The sequence below is a fragment of the Rhizobium grahamii CCGE 502 genome (assembly GCF_000298315.2).
GTDB classification, from domain to species: Bacteria; Pseudomonadota; Alphaproteobacteria; order Rhizobiales; family Rhizobiaceae; genus Rhizobium; species Rhizobium grahamii.
On the sequence record NZ_AEYE02000015.1, the window covers coordinates 266,538 to 282,384 of the forward strand.

Annotated in this window: 15 protein-coding genes and 1 pseudogene; 10 read left to right on the forward strand and 6 right to left on the reverse strand. The window is 59.8% G+C overall.

The annotated features are described in order from the left end of the window. The first annotated feature begins 86 nt into the window (after positions 1 to 86). The gene (locus RGCCGE502_RS15530) at positions 87 to 1,856 is read left to right on the forward strand and encodes a hypothetical protein (protein ID WP_016555121.1); all 1,770 of its coding nucleotides are present in this window, start codon (positions 87 to 89) and stop codon (positions 1,854 to 1,856) included. 134 nt (positions 1,857 to 1,990) lie between these two features. Here the strand turns inward: RGCCGE502_RS15530 and RGCCGE502_RS15535 are convergent, their stop codons facing one another. Both RGCCGE502_RS15535 and RGCCGE502_RS15540 read right to left on the reverse strand, forming a co-directional pair. Further along, complete coding sequence (locus RGCCGE502_RS15535; RefSeq protein WP_016555122.1) at positions 1,991 to 2,929, reverse strand: hypothetical protein; 939 nt, start codon at positions 2,927 to 2,929, stop codon at positions 1,991 to 1,993. A gap of 212 nt (positions 2,930 to 3,141) precedes the next feature. Beyond that, positions 3,142 to 3,719 (reverse strand): annotated as a pseudogene (locus tag RGCCGE502_RS15540) (DUF3141 domain-containing protein); the annotation flags it as partial. A gap of 478 nt (positions 3,720 to 4,197) precedes the next feature. On the opposite strand from RGCCGE502_RS15540, the gene RGCCGE502_RS15545 reads away from it, so the two are divergent. Both RGCCGE502_RS15545 and aspT read left to right on the forward strand, forming a co-directional pair. Further along, the gene (locus RGCCGE502_RS15545) at positions 4,198 to 5,823 is read left to right on the forward strand and encodes a bifunctional aspartate transaminase/aspartate 4-decarboxylase (protein WP_016555124.1); all 1,626 of its coding nucleotides are present in this window, start codon (positions 4,198 to 4,200) and stop codon (positions 5,821 to 5,823) included. A 48-nt stretch (positions 5,824 to 5,871) separates the two neighbouring features. Next, positions 5,872 to 7,563: an aspartate-alanine antiporter gene (aspT, locus tag RGCCGE502_RS15550; protein ID WP_016555125.1), complete on the forward strand. Its 1,692-nt coding sequence runs from the start codon at positions 5,872 to 5,874 to the stop codon at positions 7,561 to 7,563. Positions 7,564 to 7,623: 60 nt separating this feature from the next. On the opposite strand, the gene RGCCGE502_RS15555 is transcribed toward aspT, so the two are convergent. Next, positions 7,624 to 8,661: a hypothetical protein gene (locus RGCCGE502_RS15555; RefSeq protein ID WP_016555126.1), complete on the reverse strand. Its 1,038-nt coding sequence runs from the start codon at positions 8,659 to 8,661 to the stop codon at positions 7,624 to 7,626. Between the two features lie 4 nt (positions 8,662 to 8,665). Continuing rightward, a complete protein-coding gene (locus RGCCGE502_RS15560) occupies positions 8,666 to 9,022 on the reverse strand; it encodes a DUF982 domain-containing protein (RefSeq protein WP_016555127.1) in 357 nt (118 codons plus the stop codon). Between the two features lie 133 nt (positions 9,023 to 9,155). Here RGCCGE502_RS15560 and RGCCGE502_RS37285 point away from each other — a divergent pair, with 133 nt between their 5' ends. Together RGCCGE502_RS37285 and RGCCGE502_RS15570 are read left to right on the forward strand one after the other, a co-directional pair. Then, positions 9,156 to 9,323 carry a hypothetical protein gene (locus RGCCGE502_RS37285; RefSeq protein ID WP_176705699.1) on the forward strand — a complete coding sequence of 56 codons (168 nt, stop codon included), beginning with the start codon at positions 9,156 to 9,158 and terminating at the stop codon, positions 9,321 to 9,323. Then, a complete protein-coding gene (locus RGCCGE502_RS15570; RefSeq protein WP_016555129.1) occupies positions 9,323 to 9,517 on the forward strand; it encodes a hypothetical protein in 195 nt (64 codons plus the stop codon). Before RGCCGE502_RS37285 ends, RGCCGE502_RS15570 begins: the two co-directional genes overlap by 1 nt. Before the next feature lie 61 nt (positions 9,518 to 9,578). Here RGCCGE502_RS15570 and RGCCGE502_RS15575 read toward each other — a convergent pair whose 3' ends face one another. Both RGCCGE502_RS15575 and RGCCGE502_RS15580 read right to left on the reverse strand, forming a co-directional pair. Beyond that, on the reverse strand, positions 9,579 to 10,946 hold the full coding sequence (locus RGCCGE502_RS15575) for a GAF domain-containing protein (protein ID WP_016555130.1): 1,368 nt from the start codon (positions 10,944 to 10,946) through the stop codon (positions 9,579 to 9,581). Beyond that, positions 10,943 to 11,428, reverse strand: coding sequence for a pyridoxamine 5'-phosphate oxidase family protein (locus RGCCGE502_RS15580; protein WP_016555131.1), 486 nt, complete (start codon positions 11,426 to 11,428; stop codon positions 10,943 to 10,945). Before RGCCGE502_RS15580 ends, RGCCGE502_RS15575 begins: the two co-directional genes overlap by 4 nt. Before the next feature lie 288 nt (positions 11,429 to 11,716). On the opposite strand from RGCCGE502_RS15580, the gene RGCCGE502_RS15590 reads away from it, so the two are divergent. The 5 genes from RGCCGE502_RS15590 to ada all read left to right on the forward strand — a co-directional run bounded on the left by RGCCGE502_RS15590 (position 11,717) and on the right by ada (position 15,685). Further along, on the forward strand, positions 11,717 to 12,178 hold the full coding sequence (locus RGCCGE502_RS15590; RefSeq protein WP_016555132.1) for a cupin domain-containing protein: 462 nt from the start codon (positions 11,717 to 11,719) through the stop codon (positions 12,176 to 12,178). 57 nt (positions 12,179 to 12,235) lie between these two features. Beyond that, a complete protein-coding gene (locus RGCCGE502_RS15595) occupies positions 12,236 to 13,081 on the forward strand; it encodes an arylamine N-acetyltransferase family protein (protein WP_016555133.1) in 846 nt (281 codons plus the stop codon). Positions 13,082 to 13,120: 39 nt separating this feature from the next. Then, positions 13,121 to 13,735 (forward strand): YceI family protein, encoded by a 615-nt coding sequence (locus tag RGCCGE502_RS15600; RefSeq protein ID WP_016555134.1) that lies wholly within the window; start codon positions 13,121 to 13,123, stop codon positions 13,733 to 13,735. Positions 13,736 to 13,937: 202 nt separating this feature from the next. Continuing rightward, positions 13,938 to 14,387: an ester cyclase gene (locus RGCCGE502_RS15605; RefSeq protein WP_016555135.1), complete on the forward strand. Its 450-nt coding sequence runs from the start codon at positions 13,938 to 13,940 to the stop codon at positions 14,385 to 14,387. Positions 14,388 to 14,587: 200 nt separating this feature from the next. Next, positions 14,588 to 15,685, forward strand: a complete 1,098-nt coding sequence (ada, locus tag RGCCGE502_RS15610) for a bifunctional DNA-binding transcriptional regulator/O6-methylguanine-DNA methyltransferase Ada (RefSeq protein WP_081647254.1) — start codon at positions 14,588 to 14,590, stop codon at positions 15,683 to 15,685. Positions 15,686 to 15,847: the final 162 nt, after the last annotated feature.

The following is a 15,847-nucleotide window of genomic DNA, read 5'->3' on the forward strand; positions in this document are numbered from 1 at the left end:
ATCGCATGCAGCGGTTGCAGCCTTCGGTAGTTATGGCTAGTATCAGGTCCAGCTAAATATTTGCGTGATCTCGTTAGGGCGTCATCATGAGCAGCGCAATAATCAAGCCCGTGAGGCCGACTGCCGAGGAAGTCTACCAGCAACTTGAACGAATCCTCTCGAGCGAAGAGTTCCACTCGCCGGAGCGAGGTCGCAGGTTTCTCGAATTCATCATAAGCGAGACCTTGGAGGGACGGTCGGAGTTCCTGAAGGCCTTCACGATTGCCAACGAGGTTTTCGGGCGCCAGGTCAACTTTGACGCCCAAAACGATCCAGTCGTCAGGATCGAAGCAGGTCGCGTTCGACGCGCGCTCGAACGCTACTACCTTGTTGCCGGACAGATGGACACTGTGACGATCACCATACCAAAGGGCGGATACAGGCCTTACTTCGAGTATCACTGCCCGTCGGCACCGACGCTGCCTACACCAGCAGTCGGTTCGGCCCCATTTACGGAACAGGGCGACACGGTACGACCGCTTCCCCAGAACGCACGCCCGGTCCGTCAACAATTCATCGGCCTGACGCTGGGCGCTGCTTTGCTGGTCGGAGCCGTCTCGCTTCATGTCTTTCTCACGCCGACATTTTCTATCTTGGGCAAGAGCCCTTCTGGAACATCGCAAACGGAACCATCGGAACCACGAATTATTGTCGAGACTTTCGAGGGCGGCAGCCTTTCAACGACTGCCGCCAGCCTCGCGCATGGTCTTAGAGACGAAATCATCGGCAAGCTTGCGAAGTTCGATGACATCGTCGTTGTTGCGGATTCGTCAAAAACCGAACAACGAAGCCAGACCGCTTATGGCTTGGAAGGCACCGTCCAGCTCGACGGAGACAGGCTGCGGCTAGCTGCCCGGCTGGTACGTCAGTCAGACGGGGTTGTCATCTGGGCGAACAACTACGATGCGGATGTTCGCGTGCAGGGCAAACTCGAGATTCAGGCTGACGCGGCCGAACAGATTGCCAGCGCCGTCGCCGAGCCATACGGCGCGGTCTTTGAGGCCGACGCCGACACAATCGCCCAGCAACCCCAGGCTGGAAATGCGGATGCCTATGCCTGCAGGCTAGCTTACTACAGCTATCGCCGGTCGATGGATGTTCAGAGTCACAAAGCGGCGCGCGATTGCCTCCAGCGAGCGACGGAAATGTTTCCAAAGAGTGCCGTTTCCTGGGCGCTCCTGTCTCTGACCTATCTGGATGAAATGCGGTTTCGCTACAAGCTAGGCACAGCACCCACGGGCCAGACCCTGGAACTTGCAGCTGGCGCCGCGGCGACAGCAGCGTCGCTCGCGCCTAACGACGCACGCGTCTTGCAGGCTCTAATGCTGGTGAGTTTCTTCAGAAACGACATCGACAAAGCGCTGCAGGCGGGCGCGGCCGCCTACGCATTGAATCCCAACGACACGGAAGTCGCGGGTGAGTACGGTCTGCGACTGGCGATGTCCGGCAAATGGCCGTCTGGCTGCGAGCTGATTTCGAGCGCCGTCAACCGGAGCGCTGGACCGAAAGGATACTATGAAATCGGCATGGCATTGTGCGCACTCATGAGAGACGATATCCAGGCGGCGGAGCTTTGGTCACGCATGTCCGACCTGGAATACAATCCGATGCATCATCTCGTACTTCTCTCGATCCTCGGCACCGCCGGGAAGACAGCCGACGCCAAGCAGGAAGAGGATTGGCTGAACGCCCACGCACCAGGATTGATGAAGAATATCCGCCGGGAGGTCTCTCTGCGCCTACAACGGCCGGAGGATCAGGAAAGATTCTTCAGCGGCCTCCGGGCCGCGGGTATCGCAGTCGAACCTACGGGGTAGCTGCGATGACGGACACGTTTCGGACGCATCCGGCAGAGGATGTCGTCCGCCTTAGTTGACGTCCACCGGGACTAGCCTCCCGCGATTACAAGCCGCAATCTTCAGGAGAGCAAATCCTCCAGAGGAGGTGGACGTTACTGCCGCATGGACATCGCATCCGCGACCTGCCGCGCGATCTCATCCTGGATGTCGAGAATGCCGCCTTCGCGAAGGTTGTTGTCATAAGCGCCTGTCCAGACCACGGCTCCGTCTGCCCGATCAACTAATCGAATTTGGACATGCAGCCGGCCATTCTCTGTCTCCACGCTACCTTGCAAAAAGAGCTGCGCTTGATCTGCCGCGAGAGGCGCTTCCGTCCCCAGCGTCTTAACCGCGATTGAGTTGACTTTTGTAAGCTGCACGATGATCCCGTCCGTCAACCCCTTGGCAATATCCGCGTCGCCATCGCCCCGGCCGATGCCGACCAACGGTTCGACGACGATCTGCGGCCGCAACTCATCGCGACGCGGCGAAGTCGCGACGAATATCGGGCGAAGCGAAGCGAACAATCCCTCGATCGGCCGTACCAGCGCGAAAACGCTCACGGCAAAAAGGACAACCAGTAAACCAAGCGGCAGCAGCAGTTCGCGGTGTGCAACGCGGCGTTTCTCTTGCCTCGCCACGGCCTCATCGTCACCTCGTATTGAACGGGTTTCCGGTCCGACGTCCAGCTGGCCCGAAATGAAACTCGGTACGTATCCGCCCTTGGGAATGGTAATCTGAATGGGGTCGCCTTGCCCGGCCACCAGATAGTAACGCTCCAGCGCGCGGCGAATACGCCCGGTCTCGATACGAACAACCGGGTCGTTTTGCGCATCAAAGGAGGCATCACGGCCGAAGACAGCCTGGGCAATGGCATAGGCTTTCAGATTCTCCAGCCGCCCCGCCAAGCCTTCGTCGACGATGTACGCCAGAAACCTTCGGCTGCGATCCGGAACCTGGAACTCTGCGCTCGACAAGATGCGATCGAGTTGATCACGGACCCTTGCGGGTTCGGATGAGAGATCATCGCTTTGTCCGCCCGGCGAACTCATTGCCTCCTCCCGTAAGCAACTGCAAGTACGCTGCATCTAACCAGTTTGGAACGCACGTTCCGAGCAAGCGGCAACAATCTGGCAACGTCCACTCGGTAGCTCCGCATAGTTGAAGTCGATTCCCGGGAGGCCGGCAAGGACCATGCAGCAACTCCCAGTACAATTCCTGAGATTACTTCGATCGGTCAATCGATAATTGATGATCGAGCCGACAGCTCGGGCCGCATGGCGGCCAGCATCATGACCGCCCAGCCTGCCTGGCAATTTCCGATAATGCAGGGTTTGGCGTCGGCCTGCGGATGCAACGAGATGACTTTCTCCACAAACACGGCTTCGGCAAGCGCAATGTCTTCTATCGCCTGCGCCGGGACCGGCTCGGGGAGGAAACCGATAAAATAGCAGGGATGCCCGGCTCGCAGCGCGACGCCGATTTCGCTGTCCGCCTTGAACCCGCCAATGCCCGGCCCGTGTCCGGCCCTCGGATCCACGACCACGAACGGCCGGCGCGTCTCGTCGACCTCGATTCCAGTGGGTGGAATGATCCGAACCAGTGCGTAGTTGACGGGTTTCTCGAGGGAGCGCCCATCGAGGACAATTTCGGGCGTGAAGCTCAGTACGTGCGGAGCCGTCGCTTCGGCATGGGCCCGATACTGATTGCCGCGCTTTCGCATCACATCCCAGAACAGCAAACTACGCTGGGCAGAGCATCCTAGGCGTAATCGAAGAAGAACCCAGCAGGACGGAATTGAGCGGCGAAATCGGCTTTCGGAAGATAGGAAGGATACTGCATGCCAAATCTCCTCATTCGCGCTCTCAGCGAGAGACCAAAGATCTATGCTCGAATGATATTCTCGATCTGCGTCCGCTCTGTGAAGGAACTGCCCCGCGGCTAGCCATCTGTTAGCCATCTGTTTGTTAGCAGTTGCAGCATAACAGCCCCCGACCGCCGCACCTACGTATCTTACGGTAGTATACGCCGTTGGCGAGCAGACATCATCTGGAGCGGTGGGCATTACATCCGGAACGACGTGTCGGTCGCCCGCCAGCCGTCGGATGCACCGTTCGTGACACATCGATGCTGCTTCTCGCACCCTACTCACAAAGGGCTTATGAAAACGAGTGAAGTGTGCGTAGATTACAGGATTCTACTCTTCCTTGCGGCGTAACTTACTTCCATGTCAGGAGTGTTCGACCGATCATCCCCGAACGTAAGCACAACGGCGGCGTCCACGCAATTGGCGAGCGCTGCGTGACAAGGAGGAATGGTCATGCCAGACGCTGGTATTTACGCCAAATTCGAGGACCTTAGCCCGTTTGAGATCAAGGATGAACTGATCCGCCTGGCACAGGCCGACAAGGCCGGGCGCGTTTATCTTAACGCTGGGCGAGGAAATCCGAACTGGATTGCCACACGGGCGCGCGAGGCGTTCTTTCTGCTCGGGCAGTTCGCGCTCACCGAGGCCAAGCGAGTCTCTTATGACGAAGCAGCCGGTCTCGCGGGCATGCCTCCGACGGATGGCTGCTACGGCCGCCTGAAAGCCTGGGTGCAGAAACGCAAGGGCGACCCCGATATCCCCGGCGCCGAGACGCTCGAGGCGGTTGTCGATTTTGCCATCAAGAAATTCGCTTTCGAGCCGGATAAATTCGTCGATGAATTGACGGATTCAATCATCGGGGACCACTACCCCGTACCCGACCGTGCGCTTGTCCACAACGAAGCGATCACGCACGAATACCTGATGTGGGCCATGTGTGCCGGCCATCGTCCGAGCGCGAAATTCGACCTATACCCGGTCGAGGGTGGCACCGCGGCCATGTGCTATATCTTCAAGGCCCTGAAAAACGCCCGGCTGCTGAATTCCGGCGACACGATCGCGTTGGTCACGCCGATCTTTACGCCATATCTGGAGATGCCGCACCTCGAAGATTACGCGCTGAAGCAAGTTCACGTTTCGGCGGAGGCTGAGGATCGTTTCCAACTCACTGATGAAGACTTGAAAGCCCTCGAGGACAAGTCGGTTAAGGCTCTGTTCATCGTCAATCCCGGCAATCCGTCGGCCGTTGCGCTTGATCCCGAGTCGATGGGACGTCTGGTGAAATTCGTGAAGACGAAACGCCCGGATCTAATGATCCTGACGGATGACGTCTACGGAACCTTCGTGCCGAATTTCGAGTCGGTGATGGGTCACCTGCCGCACAACACGATCGGCGTCTATTCTTACTCCAAGTATTTCGGCTGCACCGGCTGGCGCCTGGGCGTCGTCGCAGTCGCCCAGGACAACATCTTCGACAAGGCGATCCGCGCGTTGCCGGAATCTGCCCAGAAGCTGATGGACGCCCGCTACAAGGCACTCACTCCGCATCCGCGAGAGATCAAATTCATCGATCGCATCGTCGCTGACAGCCGCGATGTAGCGTTGAACCACACCGCCGGCCTGTCGCTGCCGCAGCAGGTGATGATGTCGCTGTTCGGCCTCGTCGAGATGATGGACGAGGACAAGATCTATCAAAAAGCCTGCATGGCCATCTGCCAACGGCGCTTCGACAAACTGATGAACGGGATGGGGATCGAGTTTCACGCCCGCCCCTATTTCGACCGCTACTACGGCATTATCGACTACGAATTCTGGGCGCGGAAGTATGTCGGCGACGAGGTGACCGACTGGGTCAAGCAGAACGTCCATCCGCTCGACATTGCCTTCAAGCTCGCCGAAGACCACGGCATCGTGGTTCTGAACGGATCGGGCTTCGATGCCCCCAACTGGTCGGTACGCGTATCGTTCGCCAACCTACCCGACGAGGCTTACGATTCGATCGGGCGCGCAATACGAGCGGTCGCGCGCGGCTATCTACAGGCCTATCGCGCGTCAAAGGGCGAGTTGGCGCAGCCCTAGCGGGCGACGAACACTCCGTCGCAGTTCTACTCAGGAGATCACGCCGTCATGTTCGAATGGTTCGCCGAAACGCTTCGAAAATATCCCGAGATCGCGATCTTCCTATCGCTTGCGATCGGTTACTTCCTCGGAAAATTCACCTATAAGGGTCTCGGCCTTGGGGCCGTCACCTCGACCTTGCTTGCGGCCGTGGTCATTGGTCAGCTCGGAATTACCGTGTCGCCGAACGTAAAATCGGTGTTCTTTCTCATGTTCCTTTTTGCGGTAGGATACGGCGTCGGCCCGCAATTTGTGCGGGGCATCGCGACCGATGGCCTGCCGCAGGCTGCCTTTTCGGTGATCGTCTGCATCTACTGCCTTGCCGTTCCGGTGATCCTTGCGATGTTGGCGGGTTATGATATCGGTTCCGCTGCCGGTCTTTATGCCGGGTCTCAGACGATCTCGGCCTCCATGGGCCTAGCGACGGACGCGATAAACCGCGCCGGCCTACCGCCCGACCAAGTAACTGCGACGCTCAACGCGATGCCGATAGCCTATGCGGTGACCTACATCTTCGGCACGGCGGGATCGGCAGTCATTCTCGCGCTTGTCGGTCCAAGACTTCTTGGAATCGACCTCGTCGCCGCCTGCAAGGACTATGAAACGCGCCATAGCGCCGCGGCAGAACTTGGTGGGGCAGGTTCGGCCTGGCACCGTTTCGAACTGCGCGCATACCGGATCAAGCCCGGTGGGCCCGTGGTTGGCCTGACGGCGGCGAAGGCCGAGGCGCTTATACCGAACGCACGGGTTTTTGTAGAGCGCATCCGTCGGGACGGCGCGATCCAGGAGGCGACGGCCGATACGGTTCTGCAGGCTGGCGATGTCGTTGCCGTGGTTGGTCCAACCGATGTGCTGGTAAACGTGCTTGGTCACGAAGCGGAGGAAGTCAACGATCCCGAACTGCAGAATGTCCCAGCTGAAGGCGTCGACGTATTCGTTACCAGCAAGGAGATCGATGGCAAGAAGCTCTCCGAGATTGCCAAGTCGCCTGCCGCGCGTGGTGTATTCCTGCGCAAGATTGTGCGCGGAGCTACCGCGGTCGTCATCCCCATCCTGCCCGACACCGTCCTACACCGCGGCGACATCCTGACACTCGTCGGCCGCTCAAAGGACATTGCGGCCGCCACCAAACACATCGGCTATGCCGACCGAGCTACCGACGTCGCCGATGTCGCCTTCATCGGCGCTGCAATCGTATTGGGCGGGCTCGTCGGCGCGTTCGTCCTGAATGTTGCGGGCATACCGCTAACCCTCTCGACCGCCGGCGGCGCATTGATCTCGGGCCTTGTCTTCGGCTGGCTGCGATCAGTGCACCCCACATTCGGTCGGATTCCATCGTCGACCGTGTGGTTCATGAACTCCGTGGGCCTGAACGTCTTCATCGCGGTCGTCGGCCTTACCGCCGGGCCCGGATTCGTGGCAGGTCTCAAGGAACTCGGCGTCAGCCTCTTCCTCTGGGGCGTCGTCGCGACCACCATCCCCTTGATCCTCGCGATGTACACCGGGAAGTATCTGTTCAAGTTCGACCCGGCCATACTGTTCGGCGCCTGCGCTGGCGCCCGGACCACCACCGCGGCCCTTGGCATGATTACCGACGCTGCGAAAAGCCAGGTTCCGGCCCTCGGCTATACCGTAACCTACGCCATCGGCAACACGCTACTGACGATCTGGGGCATGGTGGTCGTTATGCTGCTTGGCTAGTGGCGACCCGCGCGGTATCCGAGCTAGTCGGCATAGCGGATCCATGCGGTGAGCAACTTCTTACGGCCTCAGGCATTTGCAAACGATGGTCGAACCGCGCACCGAACATGATGGGTCGTTCACCGGTGTCCACTGCGCTAGTTCTCCGGAGAAGGTGGATTTCACGAAGTCCCGAATTTCATCCTGAACCGGACTGATCTCGCGGGGGACGCTGAAGCAACTCCCAGTTTGGCCAGATGTGAAGTCCAGATAGTCGAACGTGGTCCAGCCACCGGCCTTTTGTAGAAGTGTGTCTCCCTTAAACCCCGGCGAATGCGCGGCAATTTCAATCTTCCTCAACCTGCCAGGATCCTCGTTGCAAAACCAAACAGGATCGTCTTGCTGCCAGCTCTCCACCGTGCAACTGGCCCCAGCGTATACGCTCGTAATGGTATTTCCCCACACATCGGCCTCATTCACATCAATGATTTTAAGAAGATACGGCCAGGTGGTCTCAACGCCAGAATCGAAAACTCGCACCATTTTGAGCGTCCCGTTACGAAACTCGCCCTTTAGGTCAATTCCATCGGCGGACAGCTCGTCAACAATGGAGACGAAATCTGGATAGGGAAGCCCATTGATCGAAAGGAGGCTGATGTTCTCCTTTACACCACGAATGTGCTCGAAGTTTTTGCTTCTTAGCGCCCTGATGATCCGAAGCGTAGATTCAGCGCCGCGTCCTTTAACGCCCCCGACGGCCACCACGTAAGCGCCTGAGGCGCGACCTGCGAAATAGTCCCATCCCTTCTGGTCCGCGCCGTTCTCCAGCAATAGATCGACCAGACGGTCATCAGCCTGCGCCTGCAGAGCTTCCTTTACAAAACTGCGCTTGAAACGCCCATCGGCAAATCCATTTCCGTCGACATTCCCGCGGCGTAAGATGTTGCGAGCGCTAAGAAAATCGTTCTCCCGTATAGCTGCTATCAAAGCGCGACCATCATCGGTAACGGGATCTGCGAATGTAATCTTTGGCAATCCACAGGTAAAAAAGAACAGCGCTAGCGTCACTGCGATGAAGGGCGGCCGCCATCGCGTGTACCGTCGGGGAGCGGCAATCATCTGCTTACCTTGGGCCGTCCTCCAAAGGGCGGACCTTCCCCCCGGCGTCCGCTCTGGGGCGCTGCTCATCATTTCTTGGGTAGTTCTTTTGCGATTTTTCTCCGTCGTCCGGAAGAACGCGAAGCCCCGCTTCGTGCGCCGCAATTACGAAAGCTGCCCGAGCAGTCGCTGCGTCAGTGTAAAATTCCATCGCCTCCAAGGACGCCATCAGAGCGCTGTGAAACGACGGACGGCTTTTCGGCCATTTGCTGCTTAGGAGCATGGCGGCGAGATCCGCGACTGTATCAGCATGTCGATATCGGCCGTTGCCTTCAATTTCGACGTCCATCGGACTGATAAAGACGGGGATTTCGCCAACCATGCCCCTAACTCCCTTGACTTTTCCCTATTGATAAATGGAGACCGATTCGTTTTCGTCCAGAGCACTGAGCGCCGCACGTCCTTGACTTTTGATTGAATGAGAACAAAATAGGAACATTCTCATGGAGGCTCCTATGACCCATACAGAGCAAGTCATTGCAAATGCCCTGGCAGCCGTAGCCGCGAGTAAGGCTGAGCGCGAACGCGATGCCGAACGCCGCAAACGCGTATTTGGCAACATCGAGATCGGCCGCCCCCTGCCCGCTCTGAAAGGCCAGCAACTGAGCCTGGATTTACACTGATGCTGCCCGTGGCCAAGGAAGACGTCGATTTCGAAGTGCAGGCAGCCCTCGCCTGGCATGACGATGACGTGAATGCGACGATTGCCACGCTGCTCGAGGACATCAGACACTTGCGGCAACAACTGTCATTAGCCAAGAGCGCCATGAGTCGGGGCATAACGCGCGGTTGGGCTCCTCAGTTTGAACGCAAATGAGCATGCAAAGTTTGTCAAGCGAGATCGACCTACGCCTTGAAAGGATTAGACTACCGGCCGGCTAGAGCCTCTCGAAGGTCGTCTCGTCGGAGGCGGTGGCCTCGAGGATGAGCGGTCCTTCCGCCTTCAGCCTGACGCGGCCTCTGCTGACGCGGACGAGGCGTATGGGCGCCTGCTTTTCGTCGAGCCGGCGACGCAGCAGCAGCAGCCGGGTTTCGAGATTGTCCTTGATCTCCGGCATCCGGGAACCGACCGCAAGCCGCATTTCTCGGTTCGTGAATTCGGTCCTGCCATCGCTCAGATGCCAATCGAGCATCAGGCGCAGCAAGGTCCCGGCAACGCCCTTCACTATGTAGGTTCCGTCGACGAACACGCTGTCGTCGAAGCGGTGATGGACCACGCGCACTTCCCGCCCAACGATAACAGACTCGGGCACGCCGACCGCCGGCTTCAATTCGGCCGCCGCCTCTTCCCGTTCGCTGGCCCTGAGGGCGCTGGCCGCCTGTCCAACCAGAATTTCGAGAGCAGCCTCGTCCTCTTCGCGGAAGGCGAGCCGCTCTGTGCTCTCAATGAAGAGTACACCTGTCACCGTTCCTTGGGCGGTCATGGGAATGGCAATCTGGCTCATGGCCGTCGACAATTGCGGGAAAGCGACAGTACGCGTGGCATTTTCGGTCCGTTCTGCCTCCAGACCGATCGCCTCTCCGAACCGGCGCACGCGGCTCATGTCGCTGACCTTGATCGTCTGGCCGCTCGTTGCAGCTGCGCCGATCAATCCCTCGCTGCCGGCGATTTCCGATCCGAGACCCGAGCGCTCGTAGCCTATGCTACCGGTGGTGATGAGGCAGCCACGATGGCTGTCGTGGATGAGCACGAGCGCATGATCGTATCCGAGGACATGCTGGACGCCGCCGAGCAGACTGTCGATGATCTCATCGGCTTCCGCCTGTCGCTCGATGACCTTGATCGCGTCAGAAAGGGCGGGAAGGCTGACAGGCGCGCGGCCCGTCGCGGGTGAGCCTGTTTCCACCGGCGATGGAACCTTTTCGATCCCGTGCACTCGGAAGATGTCGGCGCTTCTGAGCCGCATGACATCGGACATGCCGACCTGCGCGCTGCTCGCCTTGAGCTGGCGGGCGATCCTGTCGAACAGCGTACCGACATCAACAGAACGAACAAAACCGATGTCGAGCAGGAACTGATCGCCGGTGAAGCCGTCGACCACGATCAGTGTGACCTTGGGATTGGCGCGTACATTCGCCGCGGTCTTGGCGAAGAACTGGTTGGAAAGCGCGACATGCTCTTCATCGACCCGCACCACATGCGAGAGATAGGAGATGTTCGGCATGCCATCGGCCGACGCCGTGGCGATGATGGACGGGATGACGCCCTCGAAGCAGGCGGAAAGATCGGAAAGCCGCAGGTTCATTGAGACCTCGCACCAGTCTGCGTGCCTGCCAGCATGCCCGCGAGCGGGCCGGGCGTCTGAATGTAGATTTCACTGATCATGAGCCGAGCGACGCGCGCCTCTCGTGCCGTCAACCATGGAGCGATGAGGCGCCGCGGCACGCCGAGAGATTCCAGCTCGTCCGTCGCTGCCATCATAAAACGGTCGGCGCGATCGAGGTCGGGTGTTTCCGTCTCCCGCATCTCGGCCGACCCCTTCAGTTGAAAACTGACATAATCCGACGGGCTGACGAAGGTGACAGCGAGCCGCCCGGTCTGCCGGATGCAAGCTTCGAGCCGTGGCCACTGCCAGGCGGAAAAGATGACATCGACTGTCTCGCGGTCTTCCAGGAGATGGAAGCCGACACCGCGTCCCGCCGAAGGACGGCCGGTCTCGTCAGCCACGGCGATAATGCACATCAGCGGCCGATTGAAAAAATCGACAAGCCTGTCGTCGAACCTCACTGCCGTCCCCCATTGCCCGCATCCCCGATCTTCTTAGCAAACTTTTAGGATATTCGGCATGGCTTGCACATTCATTTAGGAACGCCGGTTTTCGCTGTGCGCTATAGAAATGCCGTACCGGCTGGACGGCCCGGACAATCGTCATCTGCACGCCATCGGCGGCCTTGTGCCGCCTGGCAAAGGATATTGGCACCGCGCCCCGCATGTCGGAGCGCGGCTCGGATTTCTGCGTCCTGCCGCAACAGTGAAAGCGTCGACAATCGATGCATTCCGAACCTGGAGAGCAAGATGAAAAAGTTTACCTATGCGGCGGTTTCGCCGCCGAGGCATGGAACGCGAGCAATGGCGTTCGGTAAGCATGTGATCCGCATGATGGCGGACAATACTGGCGGTTCCCTCGGCATGTACGAGGCCTATTTGCAGGCCGGCGAAGGCTCGCCACTGCATATACACGAGCGCGAGGACGAGTTCTTTCGCGTCCTTAGCGGGCGCTTCGGCTTCTGGTGCGGCGGCGACTACATCGAACTTGCGGAAGGCGGCTGCATCGCACTGCCGCGCGGCGTGCCGCACCGCTTTCGCAATGTCGGGAAGACGGAGGGCCGCCTCATGGGCGTGGTCACACCGGGCGGGTTCGAAAGCTTCTTTCCGATCGTCGAGCTCTGCAAACCCGAAACACCCGAGCAGATCGCCTCGGTCGCTAGGGACTTCGGTCTGGCCTTCCCGCCCGAGGACGACCGCGAGGTCGCCTGAACCAAACCAAGCAAAACACCGGACCTGAACAACGGTCCATTGAAAGGAGACCGAAGGATGACACACCTGCCTTCGAACGAAAACGCTATGCCCCTGACAGCCACGCAGCTCGATGTCTATCTGACCCGGATCGGGCTTGGACGGCCGTCGCGTCTCGACATCCGCAGCCTATCGCAGCTGCACCGCGCGCATCTCATGAGCTTTACATGGGAGGCGCTCGACGCCTTCATGGGATGGCCCTCAATAATCACACCGGCTGCGGCCTTCGCCAAGATGGTCGAGGGGCGGCGCGGCGGCTGGTGCTACGAAATGAACGGCCTCTTCGGTGCCGCGCTTGCCGCACTCGGCTTCCGCGTGACCCGTCTGTGCGGCGGCGTCGACCGGGAAAGGCTCGGCGACATCGCCATCGGCAATCATCTGACACTGCGTGTCGACCTCGATCGGCCCTATCTTGCCGAGGTCGGCGTGGCGGACGCCATCATCGAGCCGGTGCCACTCGCCGTAGGACCATTCAGCCAGCGCGGCTTCGACTTCTCGATCATGCCAACGGACGACGGCTGGCTCCGCTTCAACAACCATGTGCGCGGCATCGCGAAAAGCTTCGATTTCCAGGCGAACCATAGCGACGAGTCCGCAATGGTCGCAACGCATGGCTGGCTGATGCAGGATCCAGCCTCCCCCTTCACAAATGCACTCGCGGTCCTGCGTCACACGGCCGACGGTTATGTCGCGCTTCAGAACGACCGTCTGAGCCATGTGACGGCAACCAGCCTCACCGAGCAGCGTATCACGAGCGCCGAGCATCTCTCCGACACGTTCGAGACCGTATTCGATCTCGATATCCCACAACCCGGCTGCGTCTGGGAGCGCCTCCAGGCCATCAGCCGCGACAAGGCGGCTTGAGCCGATGCGCCGTATCATCCCACATCCGAGGAAAGATCCATGCTTCGCATAACAACATTCGCCCTTGCTCTTGGTTTGAGCACGACGCTCGCCCTTGCCGCCGCCACCGATCCGGCGCCGACCGGGACCTATAAGACCGACCCCTCGCATTCGAGTCTCAGCTGGTCCTTCGACCACTCCGGCCTGTCGCACTACACCGCGCGTTTCACCAAAGTCGATGCGCGGCTCGACTGGAAGCCGGAACAGCCGGAAACCTCCACGCTCTCGGTTGCCATCGATCCGCTCTCGGTCCGCACCGACTATCCCTGGCCGGAGAAGGTCGACTTCGACGCGGAAATCGGCACAGGGGAGACCTTCCTGGCAGCCAAGCCGATCACTTTCGTTTCCAAGACGATCCACGTGACCGGCGAGAACACCGGCACGGTCGAAGGCCTCCTCACCTTTCGCGGCGAGACACACCCGGCAACGCTCGACGTCACCTTCAACGGCTCGATGGCCAAGCACCCAAGGATGGGTGTCCCGAAGATCGGCTTCTCGGCAACCGGCAGGATCCGCCGCAGCGAATGGGGACTGGATTTCGCAATCCCCGAACTCGGTGACATCATCACCATCGCCGTCGAAACGCAGATGGTGCCTGCTGATCACTCATTCTAGTGAAACGAATGCGATGCAGGTCCGGCGGATCTGCATCTCTTCACTGGGCAGGCGCACCTGTCGCCTTGATGGGATCGCCCAGCACACCCGTTTCCGATTCGAAGATAAGAACCGGAGTTTGGTCGCCGGAAAGCTCAAATATCCCTTTCATCAGGTCATCGAGTGGTTTCGATGGTCGCACGATTTGAAGAAAGGACTTCCCATGAGCAAGGAAGAAGACAACAAGGCCGTCGTGGTTCGCTGGTTCACCGAATTCTGGGGCAAGGAGGTCAATCTTGCTGTTATCGATGAGATCGCGGCACCCGACATGCTCCTGCAATATTCCCTGCATGAACCGCGCCGCGGCCGCGAGAACATCAAGGCGTTCATGACCGACTTCCGAGCCGCGTTCCCCGATCTCAACTTCTGGGGCACCGCCGACCTGATCGCCGAGGGCGACTATGTCGTCGGCCAGTGGGAAGGCGGCGGCACGCACACCGGTCCGGCCTTTGATGACTTCCTTCTCGGCGGCTTGCCGGCCGCAACCGGCCGCAAGATGCGCTTCACCGGCAAGACCGTGCTGAAGGTCGTCGATGGCATGATCGTCGAGGAAAATGGTCTCGACGATGGCCTCACTGCAATGATGCAGCTCGGTCTGATCGATAAGGCCTGAAACCTAGCAGCGCTTGCCCACGAGGCTCGCACAGCCCCTGTGCGAGCCTCATCTGCTTTCGCCTCGAAGCGAACCAGGCGCTCTGTCGACAACCTGCGCAAGATCCGGGTGGTTTTTGTTTCATTCGAGAGCAAGGATCGGAGTGTGGCCCCTTGTGGATCCAAGGCACGGTCGATCTGGAACGAATTCGGGTAGAAACCATGAACATGAACATCCGCCCCGCGCCAACCCTTCGCACGTCGCACCCTTTGGTAGCGGACGATCCTCGCTGGGCGCGTATTGTCACTCGCGACAAGTCCGCCGACGGTCAGCTCTGGTACTCGGTTTCGACGACCGGCGTCTATTGTCGGCCCTCGTGCCCGTCGCGCACGGCGAACCCGAAGAATGTCACCCTGCACGAGACGATCGAAAGCGCCCGCGCGACCGGCTTCCGGGCCTGCCGGCGCTGCAATCCCGACGGTCCTACACTCGAACGCGAGAAGGCCGCGCTCGTCGCGAAGGCCTGCCGGATCATCGAGGACAGCGAGGAAGAGCCCTCGCTGGAGGATCTCGCAGCTGCTGTCGATCGTAGTCCGAGCTATTTCCATCGCATGTTCAAGGCATCGACGGGGCTGACCCCGAAGGCCTATGCCGTTGGCCAGCGCGCCAAAAAAGTGCGTGAAGGCCTCGAGACCGGTACGAGCGTCACCGAAGCAATGTACGATGCCGGCTTCAACTCCAGTGGCCGCTTCTATGAGAAATCGAACGGCATGCTTGGCATGAAGCCGACCCAGTATCGTGACGGCGGTACCAACGAGGACATCAAGTTTGCAGTCGGCCAATCCTATCTCGGCGCGATCCTCGTGGCGTCCAGCACGAAGGGCGTGGCCTCGATCCTGCTCGGCGACGACCCGGATGCGCTGCTTCGCGATCTTCAGGATCGTTTCCCGAAGGCGCGCCTGATCGGCATGGACCGCGACTACGAGGCGCTGGTCGCCAAGGTCTGCGGCTTCGTCGAAAACCCCGGCATCGGCCTCGATCTGCCGCTCGACGTTCGCGGCACGGCGTTTCAACGCCGAGTATGGCAAGCCTTGCAGGAGGTTCCGGTCAGCGAGCGCATATCCTATTCGGAAATCGCCCGCCGTATCGGCGCGCCGAGCGCCAGCCGGGCGGTCGCCGGTGCCTGCGCTGCAAACAATATCGCGGTCGCCATTCCCTGCCATCGCGTGGTGCGCAACGACGGGGCGATTTCCGGTTATGCCTGGGGCGTTGATCGCAAACGCGCACTGCTCGACCGGGAAGCGCTGGACGCGGCCTGATCCCCACCCGCGACATCGCCGCCACCATGGACGACGAAGCGCTGATCGAGCGCATGACCGTCATCAAGTGCGGGCCCGCTGCGAGCGCCTGACCTTTTCCGTGTTTTCCCGGGCGAAACTTCGATTTGAAAGCAAGGATCGGAGTTTGGCGATGCGGCCCCG

Bases quoted from the DNA above. Each gene is read 5' to 3' on its own strand.
- ada (WP_081647254.1), top strand. From the start codon at position 14,588: ATGAACATGAACATCCGCCCCGCGCCAACCCTTCGCACGTCGCACCCT.
- RGCCGE502_RS37285 (WP_176705699.1), top strand. From the start codon at position 9,156: ATGACCCATACAGAGCAAGTCATTGCAAATGCCCTGGCAGCCGTAGCC.
- aspT (WP_016555125.1), top strand. From the start codon at position 5,872: ATGTTCGAATGGTTCGCCGAAACGCTTCGAAAATATCCCGAGATCGCG.
- RGCCGE502_RS15545 (WP_016555124.1), top strand. From the start codon at position 4,198: ATGCCAGACGCTGGTATTTACGCCAAATTCGAGGACCTTAGCCCGTTT.
- RGCCGE502_RS15605 (WP_016555135.1), top strand. From the start codon at position 13,938: ATGAGCAAGGAAGAAGACAACAAGGCCGTCGTGGTTCGCTGGTTCACC.
- RGCCGE502_RS15555 (WP_016555126.1), bottom strand. From the start codon at position 8,661: ATGATTGCCGCTCCCCGACGGTACACGCGATGGCGGCCGCCCTTCATC.
- RGCCGE502_RS15560 (WP_016555127.1), bottom strand. From the start codon at position 9,022: ATGGTTGGCGAAATCCCCGTCTTTATCAGTCCGATGGACGTCGAAATT.
- RGCCGE502_RS15535 (WP_016555122.1), bottom strand. From the start codon at position 2,929: ATGAGTTCGCCGGGCGGACAAAGCGATGATCTCTCATCCGAACCCGCA.
- RGCCGE502_RS15590 (WP_016555132.1), top strand. From the start codon at position 11,717: ATGAAAAAGTTTACCTATGCGGCGGTTTCGCCGCCGAGGCATGGAACG.
- RGCCGE502_RS15530 (WP_016555121.1), top strand. From the start codon at position 87: ATGAGCAGCGCAATAATCAAGCCCGTGAGGCCGACTGCCGAGGAAGTC.
- RGCCGE502_RS15570 (WP_016555129.1), top strand. From the start codon at position 9,323: ATGCTGCCCGTGGCCAAGGAAGACGTCGATTTCGAAGTGCAGGCAGCC.
- RGCCGE502_RS15600 (WP_016555134.1), top strand. From the start codon at position 13,121: ATGCTTCGCATAACAACATTCGCCCTTGCTCTTGGTTTGAGCACGACG.
- RGCCGE502_RS15595 (WP_016555133.1), top strand. From the start codon at position 12,236: ATGACACACCTGCCTTCGAACGAAAACGCTATGCCCCTGACAGCCACG.
- RGCCGE502_RS15575 (WP_016555130.1), bottom strand. From the start codon at position 10,946: ATGAACCTGCGGCTTTCCGATCTTTCCGCCTGCTTCGAGGGCGTCATC.